Source organism: Micromonospora sp. NPDC049139 (assembly GCF_055586845.1).
This window is the reverse complement of the sequence record NZ_JBVJHK010000011.1, coordinates 79,078-103,552: the sequence shown is the minus strand read 5'-3', so window position 1 is coordinate 103,552 and position 24,475 is coordinate 79,078. Positions and strand designations below refer to the sequence as shown.

The following is a 24,475-nucleotide window of genomic DNA, read 5'->3' as shown; positions in this document are numbered from 1 at the left end:
CTGGTGGAGCCGTGACATCATGCCTGTGTCGTCCGTCGCATCGGCGCGGCTCATAAGGGTTTCGGTGGAGCCACAATGACCGGGCTGACAGGGGCAGCGATGCCTGGTACCACGCCGCCGAGTTCGCATGATCCACGCACGGCGGGGCCCTACCAGCTGCTCGGGCGGCTGGGTGCGGGCGGCCGGGGCGTCGTCCACCCGGGCAGGGACGTGAACGACAACCGGGAGGTGGACGCGGACCCACCGTACGTGGTCAGCGAGTTCATCGATGGCCCGACCCTGGAGCGGCACGTCCGTGAGCGTGACCCGATCTCCGGGGAGGCACCGCACCGACTGACCGACCGTTGGCACCGCCACCGCGTCGACCGCGACCCGCCCGTCCGACCTGGTCCATCGCGACCTGATGCCGGCCACCGTCAGTCCGGATGCGACGGTCCCGCGTGATCGACTTCGGCCGGTCCGGGCCCTGACCCACGAACACGATCCGGTCGGCCCGCAGGGCGGCTCGGCCGGGCTGGTGGCTGATGTCGACGCCGTCAGCCGACACTCTGGAGGGACCACATGGTTTCAGGTCGACCGACTGCTCGGCCGTGGCTGCCGTACACCGCAGCCATCGTGGCCGGATTCGCGGTCGTCACGGCGGCCTATCTGATCGTTCGGCCGGCGGCGGACGTCGGGTGCACGCCGCTGGAGGTCAGCTCGTCGATCGAGAAGGACGTGCTGCTCGGCGAGTTGGCGGAACGCTACAACAAGAGCGATCGGCGGTTCGGTGGCCGGTGCGCCGCGGTGACCGTACATGGGCTCTCGTCCGGTGCGGCGACGGACGCGCTGGCCGGCGAATGGTCGGTCAAGCAGCCCAACCTGCCACGGCCGCAGGTGTGGTTGCCGACGTCCACCCTGTGGACCGGGCAGTTGAGGTTGCGGGACGAGGCCGCCGGGCGTCCGGCGCAGACCCCCGGCCGGTACCCGTCGATCGCGAACAGCCCGCTGGTCATCGCCATGCCGCAGCCGAAGGGAGAGCTGCTCCAACAGCAGGGTCCCCTCGGCTGGGGCGAGATCCTGGGCTCGTCCGGGCGCTCGGGCTGGGCCACCTTCGGTCGCCCCGAGTGGGGGCGGTTCACCTTCGGCAAGGTCAACCCGAACCTGTCCACCTCCGGGCTGGCGGCCACGATCGCGAGCTACTACGCGGCCATCAACCGGGCCAGTGACCTTACCGAGCGCGATATCGCGAATCCGGCGGTGACCCAGTTCGTCCGTCGCATCGAGGCCAACGTGTCCCACTACAGCGACGACATCGTGGATCTGCTGAAGGACCGCGCCGAGGCGGACCTGTCCGGCACGGCGGCTCCGACGGACATGAGCGCGGTGGTGACGCAGGAGGAGTTGGTCTACCAGTACAACGAGGGGGAGCTGAGCCCGACCCGGGGCGAGAAGCCGAGGGTCCCCCTGGTCGCGCTGTATCCGAAGGAGGGCACGTTCAACCTCGACCACCCGTACGTGGTGCTCCCCTCGGCCAGCCCGGAGCAACGTGACGCCGCTGCCGATTTCCTGGCGTTCCTCCAAGAGGCGCCGCAGCAGGAGAGCTTCAGCCGGCTGGGGTTCCGCGACCACCAGCAGAACGCGGCCCGCCCGCTGATCGCCTCCGTCGGCGGGCGCGGGGCCCAAGATCTCACCTACTTCGACCCGCCGGATCCCACCGTGGTCAAGGCGATCCTCACCGGCTGGGGCACGCTGCGCAAGAAGGCGAACATCCTCGTGGCCGTCGACACGTCCGGTTCGATGAACGCAAGGATCGGTGACCGGACCAGGTTCCAGGTGGCGACCAGGGCCGCCGCCAAGGGCTTTGGCCTCTTGAACTCCGAGGACCAGGTTGCGCTCTGGTCGTTCTCGTCCGAGACGAAACAGCGGCCGAAGTCGCCGTACAGCGAGGAGGTCCGGCTGTCGGCGTTCGACCAGAAGGCGCTCACCAATAAAATCAACAACCTCCACGTCGAGGGCGGCACCGCTCTGTACGCCACCGTACGGGCGGCACACCGTCACATGCTCGACCACTATGACCAGTCCCGGATCAACGCGGTGGTCGTACTGACGGACGGCAAGAACGAGTACAACAAGGACAGCAACCTCGCCCGGCTGCTCCAAGACGTCGCGTTGGATCCGGAACGACCGATCAAGATTTTCTGCATCGCCTTTGATGAGCAGTCCGATTTCGGGACGCTGGACCGGATCGCCAAGGCGTCCGCGGGCAAGGCGTTCGACGCCCGTGACCCGGCGAAGATCGACGATGCGTTCGTCAAGCTGGTCAGTAGCTTCTAGTTGGAATGCCCGGCACCGTTGTTGACGCGGGTGATCGGTGGTTTGCCGCCGAGTGAGGCGTGGCTGCGATGTTGGGCCATGAGACCTCCGTTTTGGTCGTGGGCGTCAGCACCTCACACCTCGCCGGAGGTCTCATCGTTTCAACCCGCCACGCCGTCAACAACGCTCATGGTCACTACTACGAGGTAGCTCAATTTCTGGCCGGGCACGGACGCAGCGATGAGTTTCTCCGGCCCGGAGAGTCTCACCAGCATCATCGACAACACAGGAGGAACGCGTGGCTCAACTACTGAGAGTGCAGAATTTCAACGTGTCGAGTGACGGAATCGGTGCCGGTGAGGGCCAGAGCCTCGAGCGTCCGTTCGGCCACGCCGACCCCGAGAGGCTGTTCGCCTGGGCCGGCGCCACGGCGAGCTGGCCCATGCGCACCGCCCCCGGGGGAAGTCGGGGCCTCGACGACTACTTCACGCGGGACTACGCACGCAACATCGGCGCCGAAATCATGGGCCGCAACAAGTTCGGGCCCCAGCGCGGGCCCTGGAGCGACCATGAGTGGCGCGGCTGGTGGGGTGACGAGCCCCCGTTCCGCACCCCGGTGTTCGTCATGACCCACCACAAACGTCCTTCGATCACGCTCTCCGACACCACGTTTCACTTCATCGACGGAGACCCGGCCACGGTCCTCGAGCAGGCGCGGGAGGCGGCGCAGGGCAAGGACATCCGACTCGGCGGTGGGGTTACCACCATCCGGCAGTTCCTCGACGCGGACCTCGTCGACACCATGCATGTGGCGGTTTCGCCGGTGAAGCTCGGGTCCGGACTACGACTCTGGGAGTCCCACGATGAGCTGCTCGACCGGTTCCATCTCGAGGTCGTGCCCAGCCCGAGCGGCGTGACACACCACCTGTTCTGGCGAAAGTGACCCGACGGCACCTGGGCAGCGGCTGCTTGGCTGCTCTGCGGTCCCATTCGAGGGCAGCGCCCAGCTGAACAGGTGCGGACACGGCCCGTCGCGAACCGCGATCTGCCACCGCCGCTGCCCGCCTGATCCGCCAGCCTGACGACCACAGAGAGGCCATGGGCGGCATTCATGCCGCAAGGACGAACGGCACGACTCCGCCGAACCAACTTACGCGTCCTGCTCGGCGGGGACGGAGTCGGGCGTAGGGTCGACAGCGGCGCGGGCGGGCCATGCCCGACCGGAACGGGGGGCCAGTGGGCGCGACGCGGCAGACATCGCTCCGGCGGTGGGCCGGCGTGCCCCGGTGGGTTCGGGTCGTCGCGATCGCCGCCGTCTGCCTCTTCGCGTACGGCGGGATCGTGCACCTGGGCGACCTGCTCGGCATCCGGCCGGGTGGTCCGAGCCAGTCCATCCCCACCTGGCTGACGCTGTACTTCACCTCGCTGACCGTGTTCGATCCGCTCGCCGGGCTGTTGCTGGTGCTGCGCCGGATCGAAGGGCTGCTGCTCGGCTGTGTCTTGTTGGGCAGCGACGCGGCGGCGAATGGGTACGCCAACTACGTGCTGGACACCGCGCCGGGCATCACGCCCGGCCGGATCGGGCAAGCGGTGATCACGACACTCGCGGTTGCCCTGATCGCGGCGGCGCCCCGGGTCGCGCCCTGGCTGCACCGGCCGCGACGTGCCGGCGAGTGCGCTATCCATGAACGTCGTCGGGTCTGATCGGACAGGCGGCTGTGGTGCGGGGTCGGCCCCAGCGTTGTCGGCGTTCGCTGCCCGTGTCCCCATCAGCGGTCCACCGACGCCACCCGACCCGGCGACAACACCCCCACCGGATCGTCCGAACGACAGGGGCAGTAAGTCGTACCGGACCGGGCGACCGAGGAGTCCCCGGCTGGAGACGATCAAAAGGTGACGGGGCAGTAGCGGCTCCCACTCCGAGTGTTGGCTCCTCGCTGGGTGCCGGCAACACTCCACCCGCCGGATAGGTTCACCCGGCACGAGCGCCAGCCTGTGAACCGTTTTCCCGCGACCTGCGGATAACAGGTGATGAATCCCGGCTCCGCGGAAGGTCGCGCATGAACCGTTTTAGACGAGTGAAGGCTGTCGACGTCGGCACGTTGACGGATGGGGCAGTCATCGAGCGATCCATCCGGGATGCTGAGAGCTTCGCGGTGATCTTCGACCGGCACGCCCCGTACATCCACCGCTACCTGGCGAGGCGGCTTGGTACCGGGATCGCGGACGACCTGGCCGCCGAGACGTTCCTGGTGGCGTTCCGTCGCCGGGAGCGGTACGACACCGCCCGTCCGGACGCCCGGCCATGGCTCTACGGAATCGCGACCACCTTCGTCAGCCAGCACCGACGCGAGGAGGAGCGCGAGTACCGGCTGCGGCAGGCGTACGTCCCCGCGACAAACGAGGCGTCGCACGACGACCGTGTCGCCACTGTGGTCACCGCGCAGTCGCTGCGCCGAATGTTGTTCGGCGCCCTGGCCGAGCTTTCCACCGGCGACCGGGATGTGCTGCTCCTGATCGCCTGGGAGGAGTTGACCTACGACGAGGCGGCCGCCGCGCTCGGGATTCCGGTGGGCACCGTGCGATCACGACTCAACCGCGCCCGCAGGCTGCTCCGCGACGCGCTGGGCGGCGATTCCACCATCACGATCGAGGAGGCAATGAGCAATGGATGACATGCGACTGCTCCAGCAAATCGGCCAGGAGACCCCGCCGGCCGCCCCCGAACAGTTGGCCTCGGCCCGCGGCCGGCTTCTAGCCGCGATGACCGCCACGTCCCCTGCTCCCACGACGATTCGCCGCTCGAACCGACGGAACTGGCGACTCGTACTCAGCGGGATGGTGGCGGTGGGCGTCGCGGCGGCGGTCACCTCGGTGGTCGTGCTCGCTCCGGATCAGCTCGGCGGTGACGCGCCGGTTGCCAGGGCCGATGCCAGCCAGGTGCTGCGGAACGCGGCGGCCGTTTCGCTCCGGATGCCTGACCTCACCCCCCGATCCGACCAGCTCATCTACCAGCGCACTCAGAACCGCCAGTCGATCCGTGAGAGCTGGATGTCGGTGGACGGGACCCGAGACGGACTGGTCAGAGAAACTTCCGCTGGCGGCACCACGGAGACGGTCATTCCGGGCTGCCGGAACGGGCGGATGGCCGCGGTGAAGGGCGGCCAGGTGGTTCCGGGCCGGACCGAGCAGTGCGCCCCGGAACCCGCGTACCGCTCCGACCTGCCTACCGACGCGGCCGCCATGCGGACCTACCTGGCCGAGCACCGCAGCGGCGAAGCCGGTGACGTGAATGCCGCCGGCAAGGACGTGCTCTTCCTCGCCGAGAGCTATCTACGACCGCAGACGCGGGCGGCGCTGTACGAAGCCGCAGCAGCAGTCCCGGGTCTACGCGCCGTCGAGCACGTCACGGATGGCGCGGGCCGGCCGGGCATTGGAATCGCCTGGCCGTCCACGAACGGAGCGGAGCAGATGGTCCTCGTCTTCCACCCCGAAACCTATGCCTACCTCGGCACCTCGCGATACACGGCGGTGATCACCCACACCGTCGTCGACGAAGTCGGTCAGACGGGCTGACCTCCAGTACCACCCGGGCGGGCCGCCCGGCGCGGCCCGCCATCGGTGCCCGGCTGGTATCCCATGTCCAGCAGTTCCGACTTCCACGTGGTGAAGGTGACCGCAGCGGCCACGGCAGGGGTGCGGTGACGGCGTTCTGAGCAGGTGGTGCGGTGGTGGCTGGGCAAGAAGACAACCCGCTGCCCATTGAGGGGGGCGCCGCCCGGTCGTCAGCGGGCCGCGCGGCGGCCACGCGCCCTGGCCGCCTGGCCGTACGCCGACAGCACCAGCGCGGTAGCGCCCCAGAGGACGATCGCCCAACTCGTCGGTGGAGTCCAGGCCGACAGCCAGCCCGCACTGTCCGCGGTGTTCAGCGGAGCACGCGGCTGCACCGACATGGCCGCCGTAGCGAAGCCGGCTGCCGCAAGGCCACACAGTACCGGCACCACCGCGCGGCGGAACACGACTGCGGTGAGCAGAGCCGTTACCAGCCATAGAGACGCCCCGGACAGGACAGCGGCGGTGGTGGTGGCGTGGTCGGTCGGAGAGGGCTGCTCACCGAAAAATGCCGCGGAGGAGATGAGGCCCGCGTACAGGGACCATGCGGCGCCGGGCAGCGCCAGGATCAGCATCAACCAGGGGTACGCCCAGTGGCCTGGCTCTCGGGGAGGGGAAGAGCCCGCAACGGCACCGTCGTGCCGGTCGTCATCCCCTGCGTTGGTCATGCCCCTGATCCTGGCCCGGCACGTGCCAGCCCGCCTGAGTCGCGGTACTCAACCTGGTGGCCCTCGTCAGGGAGCAAGTGTGGTTCCTCGATCGCGTTACGACGATCGCGGCGCAGGTCGCGCCTGGTGGGTGAGCGTGACCGTCAGCCCCTCATTCTCGGCCCGCCAGCCACCAGAAGCCGACGTACAGGCCGACCGTGCCCAGCAGCAGCGCGACGAACCGCAGACGATGTGCCACCGGCCCTCCTGTCACGGTGCGGCACATCGTAGCCCCGGTCATTCATCCGTGGTGGCCTGCGTGACAGCGCTCAGCGCCGCCAGCGGAGGGGGCCGGGGCGGACCGACCAGAGGACGCGGCGCCACCAGGGGCGGGCGGCCCGCAGCGCGGTGACGTAGTCGTTGGCGATCGCGCCGGCCCGGGTGGCCTGCTCGGGCGTGACCGTGCCCGGGGCGAAGGCCGCCTGGTTGAGCAGGCCGGCCAGCTCGTCCACCTGGGCGTCAAGCTTCCCGCCACTTGCCGTGGTGTGCGGCGGGCCGGTGTCTGCCGGTGCGGGACCGGCGGTGCCGACCGGATCGGCCGGGGCCCCGGAGATGCCGGCCCGGCCGTCGGTGAGGGCCCGGCGGGCGTGGGCGGCGACCTCGGTGGCGGCCAGGTCCCCGCCGACCGGTCGGCCGGCCAGCCGCAGCGCGTCGGTGAGCTCCCGCCAGGCGCCCGCGATGCGCTGGCCGGGGTCGCCCCGCTCCAGCCGTGCCCGGGTCTGCGCCCGGCGCATCACCAGCAGGACGACCAGCGCCGTTACGACCAGCAGCAGGGTGCCGCCGGTACCGCCGCCGACGAGCAGCGCCGTGGACGGCCCGCCGGCGTCGGTCGGCTTGTCCGGCGCGGCCACCGGCTCCGGCGGGGCGGTCGGCTCGACCGTCGGCTCCGGCACCTCCGACGGGGGCGGTTCGTCGGGCGTCGGGCGGAAGTCCTCCTCCACCGGGCGCGGTTCCTCGTCGGGTCGTGGCAGCGGGTCGAACGGCACCCAGCCGAGCCCGTCGAAGAGGACCTCCGGCCAGGCGTACGCGTCGCCGGCCCGGACGGGGCCGTCGCCGGTGGACCGGAAACCGACCACCACCCGGGTCGGCAGCCCGGCCAGCCGGCCCAGCACGGCGAACGCGGCCGCGAACTGCTCGGAGGTGCCGCGCTGGCCGCCGGCGTCGCGCGGTCCGAAGAGGAAGAAGTTCAGGTTCGGGTACGCGTGCCCGCTCGGCGCGTCCGCGACGAGGCGGTAGTGCTCGGCGAGGAACTGCTCCACGGCGGCTGCCCGCGCGTACGGGGCGCCGTTGGACTCGGCGAGCTGGGTGGCGAGCCGGCGCAGCGGCTCGGGCACCCCGTCGGCGACCCGCAGCACCCGGGCCACCTCGTCGCCGGCCGGCACGTCCGCCGTGCTGAGCAGGTTTCCGTCCGGCGTCTCCACGGCCGAGGTCACGGTGTAGCTCAGGCCCGGCGTCAGCCCCTCCGGCCGGATCAGCGTCCCGGTCGTCGGGTCGTACGCCACCCGCGCCCCGGTGACCTCGCGCGGCGTGGCGACGGCGGGCAGCAGCCGGCCGCTGAGTTCGGCGACGGTGATCTCCTGTCGTACCGTCCGCACGGTGCTGTCCGGCGCGGGTGCCGTCGCCGGCAGGATCCGTCCGGCGTTGCGGTACGTCGCGCCGACCCGCCAGGTCACGCCGTCGTAGTCGCTGAGCACGGCCAGCCGGATCGGTGCCGGCCGGCCGCCGGTGTCCGGCCCGGAGTCGGGGGCGGGGTCGGGCGTCCCGGTCGGCGCGGGCGCGTCCGGGGAGTCGGTGCGGACGTCGAGCAGCTTCTGTCCGGGGTTGAGCGCCCACCCGGAGATGCGGATGAGGGGGCTCTCGTCGAGCGCCTCCACCTGCGGCGGCTCGACGTACCGGCGCGGGTCCACCGGCCGGCCGTCGACCTTGCCGGCGAGCGCCGGGCCGAGCAGGGCGGCCAGGCCGACGACCACCGCCAGCCCGGCGGCGGAGGCGGCGGCGAGCCGGGCCCGCACGGCGGCGCGGACCGCGGGTGCCAGCCCGGCGGTCGGGTCGTCGCCGGGCGTCGCCGCGCCGCCCGATGGTACCGCCAGGCCGAGCACCGCCACGGCCACGAAGGCCAGGGTGGGCCCGATCGCCGGGTCGGCGTTCGGGCCGACCACGTAGAGCGCGGCGGCGTAGAGCAGCACCGGCGGCAGGTAGCCGAGCAGCACCCGGCCGGCCCGCAGCGCCACCTCCGCCGCGGCGAGCCCGGCCAGCCAGGCGGCGACCAGCGGCACCAGCACCGTGTCCGGGGTCGGCTCGACCGGGATCATCGCCGTCAGCAGCCGGGGGATGCCGTTCGTGGCGGCGTCCGCGGTCACCTCGGCGAGACCGCCGGGCAGCTCGGCCCGGGTCCCGGTCAGCCGCAGCGACCAGGCCGTCCAGCCGGCCATCGCGGTCACCGAGACCGGCGCGACCAGCCACGACGGCAGCCGGCGGGCCGCCATGCTGACCAGCACCGAACCAATCGCGGCACCGAGCACCAGCCGGGTCAGCAGCGGGCCGGCGTAGACCCGGCCGAGCACCGCGCCGGCCAGGCCGATCATCGCGATCAGCGCCAGCGGCACCGGCACGGCCCGCAGCGCCCGCAGCATTGCCCGCCCCGGCCCGGCGGTCCCGCTGCCGCCGGTGCCGTCCCGGTCCGGCCCGGCGCTGCCCGCGGCCTGGCCGTTGCTGCCCGTGGCCTGGCCGCCGCTGTCGGCCGGCGGCGGCACCGCCGTGCCGGCGCGGACTCCGCCGGTCGCCCTCACCACCTGCGCACCCCGTCCCACTCGGCGGCGAACGCGGCGCCGTCCGGGGCGTCGATCACCACCAGGCCGGCCGCGCCCGACGGCGCCGGCTCCGCCGCCCCGAAGATCCCCACCACCACCGACGGGTACGCGGCGCGCAGCGCGCCCACCGCACCCAGGTCGCCCCGGCCGCCCGGACCGGTGAGGAAGACGAGCGTGTCGCCGAGCCGTTCCCGCCGCAGTCGGGCGGTGGCGGGCTGGAGGACGTCGTCGTCGGCGAGTTGTGCCGCCGCGAGTCGGTCCAGCGGCCCGCCGCCGTGCCCCGTCTCGCTGCCCGTGGTGTCCGGCCCGGACGGTTCCGGGGCGACCACCAGCAGCACCACCGGCAGGTCCTCGCGGACCGCGGCGGTCACCACCGAGGCGGCGGCCTCGCACGCCGACTCGAACGACTCGGCCACCCCGTCGACCCGCTCCGGGTGGGCGACCGCCCGGTTGTCCAGCAGCACCACGATCCGGGGCAGGCTGGTGTCGACGTTCTCCCGCACCATCAGCTCGCCGACCCGGGCGCTGGTGCGCCAGTGCACCCGGCGCAGCTCGTCGCCGACCACGTACTCGCGCAGCGAGTCGAAGGTGATCGACCCGTGCGGCACCTTGTCCACCCGGCCGTCCAGGCTGCGTCCCGCCCCGGTGGGCACCGCGTGCAGCGGATGGATGCGCGGGTGCACCCAGACCGGCACCGTGCCGCCGTACGGGCGGGCCAGCGCCACCAGGCCCAGCGGGTCGCGCCGGGTCACCCGCAGCGGCCCGACCGGCACCACCCCGCGGCGGGAGGTCGGCACGTCGTAGCGGACCGTGGTGTCGCGGCCCGGTCGCAGCCGCAGCAGCGGCACCGGGACCGACCGGTTCCCGCACCGGTCCTCGGCCACCAGGCTCGCCGCCGGCAGCCGGCCGGCGTTGCGTACGGTCAGCGTCATCGCGGCCGGCTCGCCCCGCGCCACCCGGTCGGGGTCCGCGCTGCGGGTCACCTCCAGCCGGGGCCGCCAGGCCGCGGTCGCCAGGGCGTAGCCGACGGCGGTGCCGGCCGCCGCGCCGAGCAGCGTCAGCTCGGGGTACGCGAAGCGGAAGCCGGCGACGAGCAGCACGACGGCGGCGACGAGCAGCCCGACGCCTCGGGCGGTGAGCGCGGACACCGGCGTTGCCGGTCAGCCCTGGACCGGGGCGGGCTGGCCCGAGGGAAGCGGCACCGGTACCGAGGCGACCGCCTGGCGCAGCACCTCGGCGGCGGTCACCCCGCGCACCTGCGCGTCCGGGGTGAGCAGCAGCCGGTGCGCGAAGACCGGCTCGGTCAGCGCCTTGAGGTCCTCCGGCATGATCCAGCCCCGCCCGTCGATCAGCGCGTACGCGCACGCCGCCCTGGTCAGGGCGATCACGCCCCGGGGGCTGACCCCGACGCGCACCTGCGGGTGGGCGCGGGTGGCCGCGGCCAGCCGCACCGCGTACGTGTAGAGCGGCTCGGCGATGTGCACCCGGCGGGCCATGCGGACCATCTCCCCGACGGTGGCCGTGTCGGTGACCGCGGTGAGCGCCTCGGGGGAGCGGACCGTCGCGCCGCGCAGCACCTCCACCTCGACCGCCTCGTCGGGGTAGCCGACGGAGAGCTTCACCAGGAACCGGTCGAGCTGGGCCTCGGGCAGCCGGTAGGTGCCGTCCATCTCCACCGGGTTCTGGGTGGCCACCACCAGGAACGGCTGCGGCACGGGGTGCCGGACGCCGTCGACGGTGACGGTGCGTTCCTCCATCACCTCCAGCAGCGCCGACTGCGTCTTCGGCGAGGCCCGGTTGATCTCGTCGGCGATGACGATGTTGGCGAAAACCGGCCCCGGGTGGAACTCGAAGCCCCGGGTGGCCTGGTTGAAGATGGTCACCCCGGACACGTCCGAGGGGAGCAGGTCGGGGGTGAACTGGATGCGCCGCCACTGCCCCTTCACGGTGGCGGCGATGGCCCGGGCCAGGGTGGTCTTGCCGACCCCGGGCACGTCCTCCAGCAGCACGTGTCCCTGGGCGAAGAGCGCGGTGAGCGCCAACCGGACCACCTGTGGCTTGCCCAGCACGACCGCGTTGACGTTCTCGGCCAGCCGGGCGGCGAGGGCGGCGAAGCCCTGCACCTCCGGCTGGGTGAGCGGCTCGTGGGTGTTCACGGTCGGTGGTGCTCCTTGCCTGGGCGGTCAGCAGGTGGGCAGGACGTTGATGTTGTCGCCGCCCTCGAGGTTGAGCCAGGCCCAGGGGATGTAGTTCTTCCCGCTGTACTCGACCTGCACCCACCAGGTGCTCTGCTTCTGGTTGTTGTAGATCCAGGAGTCGACGTTCTCGCCCGACTTCTTGCAGTACGCCTTGAGTCGGGTGCCGGGCTTCGCCCAGCCGACCTGCCGGTTGTTGTCCTGCCGGGGGACGGAGAAGATCTCGTTGCCGTTGCGGCCGTCGACGTCGGAGTTGCAGTACGTCCGCTGGTCGCCGTCGGGGCCGTTGTTGCAGGTGGCGATCCCGTAGAGGGGGTCGGTGGCCTGGGCGCGGGTGGCGGTGCCCTTGCCGGCGGCGTTGCTCGCGGTCACGGTGAAGGTGTACGCCGTGCCCGGGGCCAGGCCCGTCATCGTGATGCCGGAGCAGTTCCCGGTTTTCGTCGGCTCGCCGTTCGTGCTCAGCGAGCAGGTCGCCTTGCCGCCGCCGGCGTCCACGGTGAACGTGACCGTCGCCGAGGTGGCGGTCGCCGACGAGCCGGTCACGGTGATGCGGGGCTCGGCCACCGTGCGGGCGGTGGCGGTGGCCTCCGGGCCGGGACCGGCCTCGTTGACCGCCTTCACCTTCACGGTGACGTTCTGGCCGTTGCCCAGCCCGTCCACGGTGGCCCGGGTGTCGGTCACCTCGCTGGTGCGCCCACCCACGTCCACCAGGTACTTCGTCACCGGGCGGCCGTTCGCCCCGGCCGGCGACCACTGCACCGCGACCGTGCCCGGCCGGTCGGCGACCGTGGTCGCCCGCAGGTCGGCGGGCCGGTCCGGCGCCGCGTACGGCACGACGGTGTTGCTCACCGGGGAGGCCGCCGAGCCGGCGCCCCGGTCGTTGACGGCGACGACGGTGAACGCGTACTGCGTGCCGTACTCCAGCTCACCGGCGGGCACCACCAGCTCCGTCTTGCGGGACTCGCCGGCCGGCGCGTTGGTGCCCGCCGAGGTGGCCGTCACCACGTACTTCGCGATGGTGTTGCCCTGACCGTTCGCCGCCGGCCAACGCACCAGCACCGTGCCGTCCGGCCGTTCCTGGGCGGTGACGCTGGCCGGCGGGTCGGGCACCGCGGCGGTCGGCGTCACCGGGTTGCTGGTCCGCGCCGGGCCGTCGCCCTTGGCGTTGACCGCGTGTACCGAGAACCGGTACGTCTCGCCGTTGGTCAGGCCCTTGATCTCCACGGCCCGCTGGTTGGCGCCCACCTGCACCCGCTGGCCGGCACCCTCCACCACGTACCGGGTGATCTCCGCGCCGTTGGTCGGGGCCGGCCGCCAGCTGACCCGGGCCTGCGCATTGCCGGCGGCGGCGGTCACGCTGCGCGGCGCGCCCGGCTTGCCGACCTTGGGCTTCTTCGGCGGGGGCGGCGGCGTGGGAGCCGGCGGCGGGTCGCCACCGAGCACGTCGTTGGCGTACTTGTCGACCTCGCGGACCTGGTGCTTGTCGTCCACCACCCGGGCGGTCGCCGAGTCGGGGGCGTTGACGAAGAGGTGGTTCTCCCGCACCTCCAGCTCCAGCGGCCCCGTCCCCTTACCCCGGATGGTGTCGACCAGTTGGCCGTTCGCGTCGAAGGCGTAGACCGTGCCCGACGCCTCGTCAGCGCAGTAGAACCGGCCGGCCCACGCCACCGCCGGGCTGAGCCGGTCGCCCGTGCCCGGCACGGTGAACACGCGCACCTCGCCGCCGTTGCCGACCACGTATACCCGCCGCTCGCCGGGCACCGTTACCGGCACCGCCGGCCCGCTGGTCCGCGCCGGCAGCGCGCCCGGGGCGCTCATCGTCAGCGGCGTTGGACGGACCTGGCCCCGCTGCACGGTGACCAGCGCGCCGGCGGTGCGGTCGAGCACCGCGACGCCGTCGTCCAGGGTGGAGACGACCAGTTCGTGACTGGCCTCCGCGACGTCGTACGTCTCGACCTGCTTCGGGCTGAGGCCGGCCCCGGCGGCGGCCGAGGCGGGCGCGGAGGGCAGCGCGGCGGCGGTGATCGCCGAGACGGTGCCCTCGCTGGGCACCGCGATCCAGAGCCGGCCCTCCCCGTCGAAGGACCCGCCGGTGATGCCCGGCGGGTAGCGCACGGGCTCGCCGACCGGCGTCAGGGACTGCGGGTCGAGCTGCCGGACGATGCCCTGCACGGCGTCGACGACGAACGCCGCGTCCTCGTGCAGGGCGACGCTGACCCCGAGGCCCGGGGTGGTGCGGGTGGTCGCGGTGATCTGCAGGGTGGCCAGGTCCAGCGAGCTGACCTGGCCGGTGTTCAGGTCCCGCAGGATCAGCAGCCGGTCGGTCTGGGTGACCTGCATCGGGTGTCGGCGGGCGGCCGGGATCTCGACCCGGGTGTCGACCCGCGCGGTGACCCCGTTGACCCGGGCCATCTCGCTGCGGGCGGTGCTCCACAGCCAGGAACTCGCGTCGTAGCTCGCCACCGCGTTGTCCGCCGCGCCGAGACCGAGGACGGTCAGCCCCATCGCGGCCAGCAGCGCCGCCACCGTCCCGATGGTGACCAGACCGCCCCGCATCCGGCGGGAGCGGGGACGCGGACCGCCGGCGTTCGCGGCGTCGTCGATGGTGGCCACTACCGGCTGCCTCCCGTGTCGTCCTGGCAGGTGGCGCGCCCTGACCGGCGACCCTCCCCTGAGCCGGGTGCCATCATATGGCCCGGCCGGGGGCGGGGGAACCCGCGCTGTCCCGCTGTGGACACCGAGCGTGCGCGCCGCGCCGGGGGTCAGCCTCAGGTCGTCGGCGTGTCGCCCTCCCGCTCGGTGCAGACCTGCCCCGACGTGGCGAACGAGTCCGTCGAGTAGACCGCCAGCACCGTGAAGCAGTAGTCCACCCGCGAGTTGAGGCCGTTGACCGTGTAGCTGGTCTGGCCGGGGTCCACCGTGGCCATCACGCCCAGCTTCTGCCCGGCCCGGCCGCCGGCCACCATGAACGGCACGCCGCCGCGCGCCGGGTCCGTCCAGCTCAGGGTGATCGTCGCCGAGTCGTCCCGCAGCGCCAGGTCGCCCGGCGGCGGGCCGGCCGCGTTCGGCGAGGCCGCCGCGGTCGTCGACGCGGTCGGTGAGGCGGGCCCGGCCGGCGGCGCCGCCTCCCGGCTGAGCACCAGCACGCCCACCCCGACGAGCGCCGCCACGGCCAGGACCGCGACGACCACGGCGACGACCACCGCCGTCCGGCTCCGGCCGCGCTCCTCGGGCTCCGCGACCATCGGGTACGCCGCCGGCGGCGGCGGGAAGGCCGGCACCTGGTGGGCCGGCCCGGGCACGGTGGACGGCGACGGGACCTCCTTCATGGGGAACGTCTCGTCGATGTCGAGGTACGCCGGCGCCTGCTCTCCGGTCCCCTGCTCCCGGCCCCGCTTCCGCTCCAGCGCGGGTTCCTGGTCCCGCTCGTCCTCGACGTCCTGGTCGCGGTCGCTCCCGGTGGCCGGCGGCTCGGTCAGCGCCTGTGGGGGAGCCGTGCTGCTCCACGGCGGCGCGGTCATGCTCCACGGCGGCGCCGGCGCCCCGCTCACGGGAGGCGAGGGCTGCGGCGGTGCGCTGACGGGCGGGTACCCGGGAGGCGCGCTGACCGGCGGTCCGCTGATCGGTGGCGCGCTGACCGGGGGAACCGGCGGTGCGCTGACCGGTGTCGTCGGCGCAGGCGGGTGCGGGGCCGTGGCGGTGACTTCGGACGTCCCGGGTGAGGCGGGGGTGGCCTCCGACGTACCGGGTGGCGCGGTGGTGGCCGGCGTGGCCGCAGCGGCCTCGGCCTGCTTCGCGTTGGCGGCGCGGGCGGCCTCCTCGGCGAGCAGGGGCTCGATCTGCCGTACCTGGATCGTGGGGTTGTCCCACCTGGGCCCGCGCGTCGACTGTTCCGGCGCCTCCGGCCCGGCCGACGCCGCGTCGTCCGGCACGGCCGGACGCGGTGCCTCGGCGTCGGGCGCCGGGCGTGCGGCGGCCGGGGCGGACGTCTGGGCGGTGGGGACCGACGGCGGGGTGGGGGGTGTCGGCGTCCTGTCGCCGGACGTCGGTGCCGCGGTCGGCCGACCGCCGGATGCCGGGGACGCGGCCGGTTCGGCGGTGGGTTCCGGTGCCGTGGAGGGCGTGGCGTCGGCCGTCGCCCCGTGGGCCGTCCGCTGCTGCGGTGGCACGGCGGGGCCCGGCCGCGACGGCGCGACGGCGGGCGGCGTGGGCGGCACCGACACGGCGGCGGGGGCGGGAGGCGCCGCGTGTCGCGGGCCCGACGCCGCGGTCGTCGCCGCAGGCGGGGGAGACGAGACGGCGTGCGCCGCGTGCGGCGGGACCGGCGGCGGTGGCGGGATCGTCCTGGCGGACGGGGAGGTGCCCTCGGCCGCCGGTGCGGCGGGATGAGGCGGGCTCTGCGGCGCGGGCGCCGACGGACCATGCGCCACGAACGGCTGCGCGGGGGCAGGGGCAGGGGCCCACGGAGACTGCGGCGGCGCTGCTGTACCGCTGGCGTGGTGCGGCGGTACCGCCGGAGGCGGCGGGATCTGTTGCGCCGGGACGGCGTGCGGAGTGGCCTGTCCGGTCGCGGCGGCGTGCGGCGGTACGGGCGGAGCCGGCACCCGGGCGGCGTGCGGCGGGTTCGGTACGACGGGCGGGGCCGGGGGAGCCCATCCGCTGTGCGGCGGGCTGGGCACCACCGGCGGGGGCGGAACCGGGGCGGCGCCGGTGTGCGGCGGGGCGGGCACCGCCGGGGGAGGCGGCACCGGGGTGGCGTGCGGCGGCGCGGGCACCACCGGCGGGGGCGGCACACGGCCGGCATGCGGCGGACCCGGGTAGGGCTGGGCCGGCGGCTGGTGCGGCACCGGCGCGGCGCCGGTGTGTGGCGGGTACGGCGGCGCGGGCGGCGGGGTGGCGGTGGCCCGAGCCGGACCCGGCGGAGCCGGAACGGTGGGCGGCGGCGGGATCGGCCGGTGGTACGGCGGATCGGGCGGCGCCGTGGGTGGGCCAGCGGTCGCCTGCGGCGCGGGCGGAGGATGCACCGTCGGGGGCTGTGCGGCCGGAAACCGGGGTGGCTGGGGGATCGCGGTCGGCTCGTGGGGCCGCCACGCGGTGGAGAGGGCGGCCAGCGAGATGGTCGGCTCCGACAGGGCCGACAGGTCCGGCCGCGGGCCCGGCGCGGCCTGCTGAGGGGCGGGAGCGGCATCGCCGAGATACTGCCGGGCCGTGCGTACGGCCGGGTGGTCGACACCGAGCACGGCGGGGCCCAGGGAGGCGACGAGGCGGTAGTTGCGGCGGGCCTCGTGCCGGTTGCCCAACTCATGCGCCACCGAGGCCAACTCGAAGGAGAGCGCCAACATCAGCGGGTCGGCGGGCGGCCAGCGTCGCTCGCCGGCGGCGTACGCCTCCTCCAGTGTCCGACGGGCAGTGCCCGGGTCGTCCGCCTCCCGGTGCAGGCGGGCCAGCAGGTGCGCGGTGCTCAGCACATCCGGGTGATCCTCGCCGTACGGCGGCCGGGCGGATCCGACGGCGTCGGCGAGCAACCGGCGGGCGGCGGTGAGATCGCCCGCGGCGCGCAGGGCGAGGGCCCGGTGCTGGACGGCGGCCAGGGGAGAGGGATGGGACACGTGGTCATGCTGCCGGGTCGGACCCGCCGGACGCTACCCGGGCCCGCCGGTCGGCGTCGGTCGTCCCGCGTCGTGGACCGGCCCGACCTGCACGGACGCACCGGCCGGAAGCCGATGTGCATGATCCACCCGGGGCGTGTACAGTAACTCCTCGTGCGGCCCGCCAGAGCGGCCTGCGGGTGATGAGATCCCCCAGGTCGGCGCGGTAGGCTGGACGAGTAAGTCCGGGTGGCGGAATGGCAGACGCGCTAGCTTGAGGTGCTAGTGCCCGTATAGGGCGTGGGGGTTCAAGTCCCCCCTCGGACACTCCCGCGTAGCATTCGTGCGACGTTTTGCGGACCGGTGGTTGAGCGACTTCAACCACCCTCGTTCACTCTCTGTAAGCCCATGGCGGCCCCGTTTACGGGGTGGTGGGCGGTGTGAGTAACCAGGCTGTCTCCGCCGTCATCCCGGCTGTGGTTCTGCCAGGTCAGCTGAGCGCTGGCCGCGGGAAGTCCTCCCCAGGCGCGATCAAGCGACCGCCCTTGCCGCTGCCGAGACTCGTCGCCCGTCGCGCTGCGAGCACCGTCTACGGCCTGGTCACCCTCGATTCCCGTGGGCGGGTCGCCGACCGGACCGCAATGAGGGCCCTCGGCTGGGCTCCCGGCCGTCGACTCGACATCCGGGAACATCGCGGGCTGATCATCGTGGCCGCCGATCAGCAGGGCGTGTTCGCCGTAACCAAGGAAGGGCACCTGCGGCTGCCGGCCGTGGTCCGGCACTGGTGTGGGCTCACCGCCGGCGACCGCGTGTTCCTGGCGGCCGACCCGGACGCCTCCCGGCTCGTGGTGCACCCCCCGGCTGCGCTGGACGCGATGATCGCCCAGGCCCACGCCGCGGCCTTTAGCGGTGATGGCGCATGAGCGACACCCCGGCGGGGCGAGCGGAGTTGGATGCCGCCCGGTTGTTGCTGGCGCGGATGGGAATCTTGCCGGCTGATCTTGTTCAGGCGGCGTCCGAGCGTCCACCGGCGCCGACGTTCGCCGAGTACGTTCCTGTCGTGTCGGCGGCGGTCACCGCTGGTACGAGGCGGGCGTATGGCTCGTACTGGAATCGGGTCCTGGAGCACTGGGGACAGCGGCGGCTGGATGAGCCCACCCCGTCGGAGATCGAGCAGTTGGCGGAGTACGTCAAGACGCACGTGGTGGCCCGGCGCAACGCCCGTGGCGGGCGCAGTGCGGCGGAGCACCTGATCGCGGCGTTGCGGTGTCTGTACAAGCGGGCGGTCGCCGACGGGTTCATTGCGGCGGCGGACAATCCCGCGCTGAAGGTGGCCAAGCCGCGGCGGTTGCCGAGCACCCGGCGGGCGGTGGCGGACACCCGGTTGGCGGAGATCAACGCCGTGGCGGCCAGCACCGGCGACGATCCGGCGTTGGACAGTCTGTTGCTGCGGCTGCATACCGAGACGGCGTGCCGCCGGGGCGGGGCGCTGGCACTGCGGCCGGTCGACCTCGACCCGGACCAGTGCCTGATTCTGCTGCGGGAGAAGGGGGACACGGTGCGGTGGCAGCCGGTGTCACCGACGCTGATGAGACATCTGCAGCGGCATGCCGAGGAGCGGCACGCCACGGGAACGGGCCAGTTGCTGCGGTACCGGAACGGGCAGCCGATCACGTACCGACGCTATGACCACCTGTGGGTTCGTATCGGTGAGCACCTGCCGTGGGTGTACGTGCAGCAGATCAGCACGCACTGGCTGCGGCACACGACGCTGACGTGGGTGGAGCGGAACTTCGGCTACGCCGTGGCCCGCGCCTATGCCGGTCACTCTGACAGTGGCGGCGACGTAGGCACGACCACGACCTACGTGCGGGCGAGCCTCCAGGAGGTCGCTGCCGCGCTTACAGCCCTCACCAACGAACCCCATCCCCTGGCGTAGCTACCGCAGCGGGTTCTCGCGTAGCTCGGCGAGGTTGGCGTCGAGGGCGCTGCGCCCGGCCACCGCGCCGGGCGAGGATCGCAACTCCCGAGCTTCCGGCCCGCCGATCGTCCTGGCCGTCATGCTGCGCCCGGCCACCGTGCCGGGCGAGGATCGCAACTCGTCCTCGTGGCCGTGCGAGCCGCGCAGGTGCCCGCAGCTGCGCCGGGCCACCGCGCCGGGCAAGGATCGCAACTCGCAGTTCGCCAACGATCCCGCGGTGGCCGAGGACGGCTGCGCCCGGCCACCGCGCCGGGCGAGGATCGCAACGTCGTGCGGGGCGAGTCCCGCGTCTACATCTGAGGAGGCTGCGCTCGGCCTTCGCGCCGGATGAGGATCGCAACCACGTCAGGAGCCACTGATGACCGCCCCGAAGCGCATGCTGCGCCCGACCTCCGCGCCGGGCGAGGACCGCAACTGCGCCCCGGTGCCGGCCTGGTCGACATCCACCGTCAGGCTGCGTCCGGCCTCCGCGCCGGGCGAGGATCGCAACTGCATCAGGTCTCCTAGGGTGAGCTGGTGGTGCGTGGGCTGCGTCCGGCCTCCGCGCCGGGCGAGGATCGCAACACCGGCTACTACCACAAGCCCGAGAACGCCGCGTACCTGCTGCGCCCGGCCTCCGCGCCGGGCGAGGATCGCAACTCCGTGCGAGTCGTCCGCTCGACGGTGGCGCGCCGCGCTGCGCCTGGCCTCCGCGCCGGGCGAGGATCGCAACGTCACCGGCACCCTCGGCGTTGCCATGGGCACCGCCAAGCTGCGCCCGGCCACCGCGCCGGGCGAGGATCGCAACGGCTGGTCGTGCAGCACCCGGTACACCCGGTGCTCCCGGCTGCGCCCGGCCACCGCGCCGGGCGAGGATCGCAACACGACCAGGTGGTGATTCTGCTGCTGCTGCACGGTGGTGCTGCGCCCCGGCCACCGCGCCGGGCGAGGATCGCAACGTGCACGTCATCGAGCGGACGTACTACGCGGCCAGCAGCTGCGTCCGGCCACCGCGCCGGGCGAGGATCGCAACGACCGGAAGGACAACCGGTGACCGCCGCCGCCGACGCGGCTGCGCCCGGCCACCGCGCCGGGCGAGGATCGCAACTGCTGCTTGAGCGTGGCCCGCAGCCTGGCAATGTGGGGCTGTGCCCGGCCGCCGCGCCGGGCGAGGATCGCAACTCGCTCCCCAGCGGCGACGCCACATCGCGCCCCACCGCTGCGCCCGGCCACCGCGCCGGGCGAGGATCGCAACGAGCCCTGTCACCCCTGCTCACGCCCCGGACCTGAGGCTGCGCCCGGCCACCGCGTCGGGCTACCGCGTCGGGTGAGGATCGCAACTCCATCTCGGCGGCGTTGCCGACGCAGAAGCCCCAGCTGCGCCCGGTCCCCGCGCCGGGCGAGGATCGCAACTCCAGGAACAGCCACACGTCGTCGCCGGCGGTGAGCTTGCTGCGCCCGGTCCCTGCGCGCGGATCGTAACGTCGCCAGCGTCTGACGGCGGCCTGTGCAGCGTGGTCGCGGCCGCGGTGGCGATGGGTAGGCGCAGGTTCTGCTCGGCCAGGCGCTGGTGGAGGTATTGGGCGCGCGGAGTAGCTCCAGGAGTCTGACTGGGCGCGACGAGATGGCGGAGATCAAGAGGCCTATCCGATGGCGAGCGGCTGCTCGACTGGATGCAGCGGGTGGAGGCCGACGACCTGTCCGCGCTGTACTCCCTGATCATCGGCCTCCGCCGCGATCTGGGACGCCGTCACTGCCGGCCTCATCCTGCCGTGGAGTCCCAGCCGGTCGAGGGCAACGTCAACCCCTCTTCTGTGGAATCAAATTAGTCAAGTTGATCTCGTTTGAGTAGTTCGTTGGGCCACTCGCGCTGGGCTGGAGTGTCTGGGACCGCGAGGCCACGGGCGTGTTCGAGTTGATTCCATGCTTGGTGTGGCGGGAGGCCGTTGAGGACGAGGATGCCGGCGGCGAGGAGTGATGCGCGGCCGATGCCGAACCGGCAGTGGGTGACGATGTGTACGCCGCTGCGGAGTCGTTCGGCGAGTCGTTGTAGGTGGGGCAGGACGGTGGCTGGGTCGGGGACGCCGCGGTCTTGGATCGGGATGGACATGAACTCCATGCCCGCGTTGCGGGCTGCGGAGGGCTCTTCGGCGATGTCGACCTCGTGGAGTTCGGCCGTGGTGAGGGCGCAGACGAGGATGTCGACTCCGGCGGCATGCAGGGCTGCCATTTCATCGGTGAGCCAGTCGCCGCCTCGGGGTTTGGCCATGGTGCTGAGTCGTCCGGCGCTGGGTTGGTCGATGGTGAATAGGGTTGGGCGCATCTGGGTGCGGTACCTACCTTCCGGTTGGCGGCAAGGCGGTCAGGGGTAGTTGCCTGCCGGGTTCGGCTTGCAGTTGCGGTTGGTCGGTCCGGTGGGGGGTGGCGACGTCGGCGAGGCGTTGCAGCAGCCGTCGACGGCGGCGTGTTCGTCGTCGGTGAGTGGGATGCCTACCAGCATGCGCTGCAGGTTGCCCTTGGCCTCGATGGGTTGGCCTTTGCTGGATGCCTTCGGCGCTCGCGCTGATCGAGGTGGCGGTGTTTCCACGGCTGTTCGGTAACGTGATTAATATTCGCTTACGAATTCATATCTTCCCGGCTGTCACATATTTGACATTTTCGCAAACGGGACTCGAGATTTGTCGTACGGCCGTGGTGGAGTTCCAGCGCTGATGGATCAGTGGGGGAGTTCTCGTGTGGGCGCATAGCAAGAACAGGTGGGGAGTTCGGCACCGCCTGGAGGATCACCTTCGAGGTACTGCGAGTCTTGCGCGTCTGTTTGCGTCGTCGTTCGGGTTGGGTGAGGTGGCGTGGTGGGCGGGCCTGGTCCATGACGGTGGCAAGTGCTGGTGTGAGTGGCAGGACAAGCTGCTTCGGGTGGAGCCCACGAACGGCCGTGTCGGGATCGACCACAAGTCGTTCGGTGTGCAGTTGGCTCGGCGGCACGGGTTGAGGCCGGTGGAGTTCGTTGTCGCGGGGCATCATGGCGGGCTGACCAACCAGGGCAAGGTCGATTCCGTCTTCGGGGTGGATGAGGAGGCCGAGCGCCTGTTGCGGGCCGGTCCATGGGCTGGTGCGGAGAAGTGGCTTCGAGGCGAGGTGCCGGAGCTGTTCTCCAAAGTTCCCGCACTGCCGGCCGAGTTCGCTGGGTCTGCGGATCCGTTGACGGCCGAGTTTCTCGCGCGGTTTCTGTTCTCGTGCGTGGTGGACGCGGACGCGCTGGACACCCAGGCGCACCGAGAGGGTTCGACACCGAGGGTGCGGTCGGACTTGGCGGCTTCCGCTCTGCTTGATCGTTTCCTGGTTCGTCGTGCCAAGTACTTGGGTGAGCGTGATCCGGGAGCAATGGATCAGCAGCGGGAGCAGGTCTTTGAGGCGGCGATGGTGGCTGCTGAGGGCGAGCCGGGCTTGTATCGGTTGACCGCTCCCACGGGTACGGCCAAGACCATCGCGAGCGCAGCCTTCGCGTTGAAACATGCTGCCCTGCATGGCAAGCGGCGGGTGATCGTGGCGGTGCCATTCATCACCATCACGGAGCAGAACGCAGCGGTGTACAAGACGTTGCTCGACCCGGACGACCCGAGGGCCGAGCCGGTGGTTCTCGAACACCATAGCCACGTCGAGATGGACGACACGGACGCGGGTAGCCGGCATGGTCTGTGGCGGCGTCTGGCGGCCGAGAACTGGGACGCCCCGTTCATCGTCACGACGACCGTCCAGTTGTTCGAGTCGCTGTTCGGCCGAACGACGTCACGAGCACGGAAGCTGCACCGGATCGCGAACTCGGTGCTTGTGCTCGACGAAGCGCAGGCCTTGCCGCATCGACTCCTGCCGCAGATCGCGGACGCGTTACGGATATTGACCCAGCGGTTCGGGGTGACAGTCGTGCTGGCGTCGGCCACCCAGCCCACCGTCGAAGCCCTCGGTCCGTTGGAGAGTCTGGAGCCAAAAGAGATCATCCCGGATCCTGCTGGCCTGTTCGCGCAGTGCCAGCGGGTACGGTTCGACTGGCGGCTGGACCCCGACCTGACCTTGGCGAATGTCGTGGCGGAGGCCGCCGGGTACCGACAGGCATTGTTGGTGGTCAACACGGTGCGGGACGCGCGGGGGGCCTTCCAGGCAGCCCGCGAGGTGTGCGAGGCCGGCACCACCGTCCTGCACTTGTCGACGGGCATGTGCGCTGCTCATAGACAGTCTGTTCTCCGTGCGGTTCGGCGCCTGCTCCGCGAGGGAGAGCGTGTCCTGCTGATCAGCACTTCGTTGGTCGAGGCTGGCGTCGATCTTGATTTCGCGGTCGCCTTCCGCGCTGTTGGGCCGCCAGAGTCGATGGCGCAGGTCGCCGGACGGTGCAACCGAGAGGGAAACCTGGGGCCGCGGGCTGGCCTGGTGGTCATCTTCGACCCAAGTGATGGCGGGTGTCCGCCGTCCTATCGCACCCAGATTGACAAGGCACGCGCGTACTTCGGTCCTGGCAAGGCGGACCCAGAGAATCTTGAGGCGCTACGGAAGTACTTTCCTCGGTTGTATCGGACCCTCGGCATCGAGGACGACGGCCGCGTCGCCAAGGTCATCGAGAAGAACCGTAGACGTTGGGACTTCGCCGCTGTCGCCGACGGCCCGGTGAAGGCCGGCAGCGTCACACGGGATCGGGAACTGGCGTTCCGGATGATGCCCGATGACACGGTGCCGGTTGTCGTGCGCTACGGCGACCCAGACGCGATCGCATTGATCGACGAATGTCTACGTACGCTGCGGGGCCCGGAGCCGGACCGGAGCATCCTTCGGCGCCTTCAGCCGTACATGACCACGCTGCGCAGGCAGACGGCTCATCGCCGCGAGGTCGCGGCGCTGCTCGTTCCGGTGATCGGGGACCTCTACGAGTGGCAAGGAGAGTACGACGACGGCTACGGCATAGTCCTCGACCCTCAAGGAAGGGACTTCCTGCCGTGACCGCTGGAGCAAAAGATGTGTGCCTGCCGAGGCGTCCGGTGACGCCTCGGCGCAGCGGCCCACGATGCGGCGTCGTTCATCTGCTCCTAGCGTGGATGAACTGCACCAGCTTCATGGTCAGGAGGATGGTGCCACCGAACGCTGCTCCGCCACTCAGGATGGCGTGGGCGGGTTCGGCGCCGCCGTGCCAGGCCAGCAAGCCTGCCGCACTGCCGCTGAACAGGGCCGCGAGTGCAGCGATCGCGAGCCACAGGGCACCGTCTGAGGAGCGTTTGCTCCCCTCGGCGCCCCTTGGCTGGGAATACGTCTGCCGTCGTAC

General features: G+C 72.1%; 19 protein-coding genes and 1 tRNA gene. 10 read left to right on the top strand and 10 right to left on the bottom strand.

Going from position 1 to position 24,475, the window contains the following annotated elements; genetic code table 11:
* Positions 1 to 615: 615 nt before the first annotated feature.
* The 5 genes from ACZ6Q9_RS19705 (at position 616) to ACZ6Q9_RS19685 (ending at position 5,871) form a co-directional block, all read left to right on the top strand.
* Positions 616 to 2,316: a vWA domain-containing protein gene (locus ACZ6Q9_RS19705; RefSeq protein ID WP_396827259.1), complete on the top strand. Its 1,701-nt coding sequence runs from the start codon at positions 616 to 618 to the stop codon at positions 2,314 to 2,316.
* A gap of 277 nt (positions 2,317 to 2,593) precedes the next feature.
* Positions 2,594 to 3,238 carry a dihydrofolate reductase family protein gene (locus tag ACZ6Q9_RS19700; RefSeq protein ID WP_393268180.1) on the top strand — a complete coding sequence of 215 codons (645 nt, stop codon included), beginning with the start codon at positions 2,594 to 2,596 and terminating at the stop codon, positions 3,236 to 3,238.
* 335 nt (positions 3,239 to 3,573) lie between these two features.
* Positions 3,574 to 3,999 (top strand): hypothetical protein, encoded by a 426-nt coding sequence (locus tag ACZ6Q9_RS19695; protein WP_393458288.1) that lies wholly within the window; start codon positions 3,574 to 3,576, stop codon positions 3,997 to 3,999.
* Between the two features lie 356 nt (positions 4,000 to 4,355).
* Positions 4,356 to 4,970, top strand: a complete 615-nt coding sequence (locus ACZ6Q9_RS19690; RefSeq protein WP_396827256.1) for an RNA polymerase sigma factor — start codon at positions 4,356 to 4,358, stop codon at positions 4,968 to 4,970.
* A 1-nt stretch (position 4,971) separates the two neighbouring features.
* Complete coding sequence (locus ACZ6Q9_RS19685) at positions 4,972 to 5,871, top strand: CU044_5270 family protein (protein WP_396827254.1); 900 nt, start codon at positions 4,972 to 4,974, stop codon at positions 5,869 to 5,871.
* Between the two features lie 209 nt (positions 5,872 to 6,080).
* On the opposite strand, the gene ACZ6Q9_RS19680 is transcribed toward ACZ6Q9_RS19685, so the two are convergent.
* The 6 genes from ACZ6Q9_RS19680 to ACZ6Q9_RS19655 all read right to left on the bottom strand — a co-directional run bounded on the left by ACZ6Q9_RS19680 (position 6,081) and on the right by ACZ6Q9_RS19655 (position 17,228).
* Positions 6,081 to 6,482 carry a hypothetical protein gene (locus tag ACZ6Q9_RS19680; RefSeq protein WP_393458297.1) on the bottom strand — a complete coding sequence of 134 codons (402 nt, stop codon included), beginning with the start codon at positions 6,480 to 6,482 and terminating at the stop codon, positions 6,081 to 6,083.
* Positions 6,483 to 6,883: 401 nt separating this feature from the next.
* Positions 6,884 to 9,247, bottom strand: a complete 2,364-nt coding sequence (locus tag ACZ6Q9_RS19675; protein WP_396827563.1) for a transglutaminaseTgpA domain-containing protein — start codon at positions 9,245 to 9,247, stop codon at positions 6,884 to 6,886.
* A gap of 152 nt (positions 9,248 to 9,399) precedes the next feature.
* Positions 9,400 to 10,572: a DUF58 domain-containing protein gene (locus ACZ6Q9_RS19670; protein WP_396827252.1), complete on the bottom strand. Its 1,173-nt coding sequence runs from the start codon at positions 10,570 to 10,572 to the stop codon at positions 9,400 to 9,402.
* A 12-nt stretch (positions 10,573 to 10,584) separates the two neighbouring features.
* The gene (locus tag ACZ6Q9_RS19665) at positions 10,585 to 11,580 is read right to left on the bottom strand and encodes an AAA family ATPase (protein ID WP_357700432.1); all 996 of its coding nucleotides are present in this window, start codon (positions 11,578 to 11,580) and stop codon (positions 10,585 to 10,587) included.
* A 27-nt stretch (positions 11,581 to 11,607) separates the two neighbouring features.
* Complete coding sequence (locus ACZ6Q9_RS19660) at positions 11,608 to 14,232, bottom strand: fibronectin type III domain-containing protein (RefSeq protein ID WP_396827250.1); 2,625 nt, start codon at positions 14,230 to 14,232, stop codon at positions 11,608 to 11,610.
* Between the two features lie 155 nt (positions 14,233 to 14,387).
* Positions 14,388 to 17,228: a tetratricopeptide repeat protein gene (locus ACZ6Q9_RS19655; RefSeq protein WP_396827248.1), complete on the bottom strand. Its 2,841-nt coding sequence runs from the start codon at positions 17,226 to 17,228 to the stop codon at positions 14,388 to 14,390.
* A gap of 222 nt (positions 17,229 to 17,450) precedes the next feature.
* Here ACZ6Q9_RS19655 and ACZ6Q9_RS19650 point away from each other — a divergent pair.
* The 3 genes from ACZ6Q9_RS19650 (at position 17,451) to ACZ6Q9_RS19640 (ending at position 19,146) form a co-directional block, all read left to right on the top strand.
* A tRNA-Leu gene (locus tag ACZ6Q9_RS19650) sits at positions 17,451 to 17,534 on the top strand.
* Positions 17,535 to 17,848: 314 nt separating this feature from the next.
* Complete coding sequence (locus ACZ6Q9_RS19645; protein WP_466021419.1) at positions 17,849 to 18,130, top strand: AbrB/MazE/SpoVT family DNA-binding domain-containing protein; 282 nt, start codon at positions 17,849 to 17,851, stop codon at positions 18,128 to 18,130.
* The gene (locus tag ACZ6Q9_RS19640) at positions 18,127 to 19,146 is read left to right on the top strand and encodes a tyrosine-type recombinase/integrase (protein WP_396827244.1); all 1,020 of its coding nucleotides are present in this window, start codon (positions 18,127 to 18,129) and stop codon (positions 19,144 to 19,146) included. Before ACZ6Q9_RS19645 ends, ACZ6Q9_RS19640 begins: the two co-directional genes overlap by 4 nt.
* On the opposite strand, the gene ACZ6Q9_RS19635 is transcribed toward ACZ6Q9_RS19640, so the two are convergent.
* The 4 genes from ACZ6Q9_RS19635 to ACZ6Q9_RS19620 form a co-directional block, all read right to left on the bottom strand.
* Complete coding sequence (locus ACZ6Q9_RS19635) at positions 19,147 to 19,380, bottom strand: hypothetical protein (protein ID WP_466021418.1); 234 nt, start codon at positions 19,378 to 19,380, stop codon at positions 19,147 to 19,149. It abuts the gene before it with no gap.
* A 153-nt stretch (positions 19,381 to 19,533) separates the two neighbouring features.
* Entirely contained in the window at positions 19,534 to 20,082 is a 549-nt protein-coding gene (locus tag ACZ6Q9_RS19630) for a hypothetical protein (protein WP_466021417.1), read from the bottom strand.
* 910 nt (positions 20,083 to 20,992) lie between these two features.
* Positions 20,993 to 21,490, bottom strand: a complete 498-nt coding sequence (locus ACZ6Q9_RS19625; protein WP_396827243.1) for a protein-tyrosine phosphatase family protein — start codon at positions 21,488 to 21,490, stop codon at positions 20,993 to 20,995.
* A gap of 39 nt (positions 21,491 to 21,529) precedes the next feature.
* Positions 21,530 to 21,667, bottom strand: a complete 138-nt coding sequence (locus tag ACZ6Q9_RS19620; protein WP_396827241.1) for a hypothetical protein — start codon at positions 21,665 to 21,667, stop codon at positions 21,530 to 21,532.
* Between the two features lie 233 nt (positions 21,668 to 21,900).
* On the opposite strand from ACZ6Q9_RS19620, the gene cas3 reads away from it, so the two are divergent.
* Positions 21,901 to 24,156 (top strand): CRISPR-associated helicase Cas3', encoded by a 2,256-nt coding sequence (gene cas3, locus ACZ6Q9_RS19615; protein ID WP_396827239.1) that lies wholly within the window; start codon positions 21,901 to 21,903, stop codon positions 24,154 to 24,156.
* Positions 24,157 to 24,247: 91 nt separating this feature from the next.
* Positions 24,248 to 24,421 (top strand): hypothetical protein, encoded by a 174-nt coding sequence (locus ACZ6Q9_RS19610; RefSeq protein ID WP_396827237.1) that lies wholly within the window; start codon positions 24,248 to 24,250, stop codon positions 24,419 to 24,421.
* Positions 24,422 to 24,475: the final 54 nt, after the last annotated feature.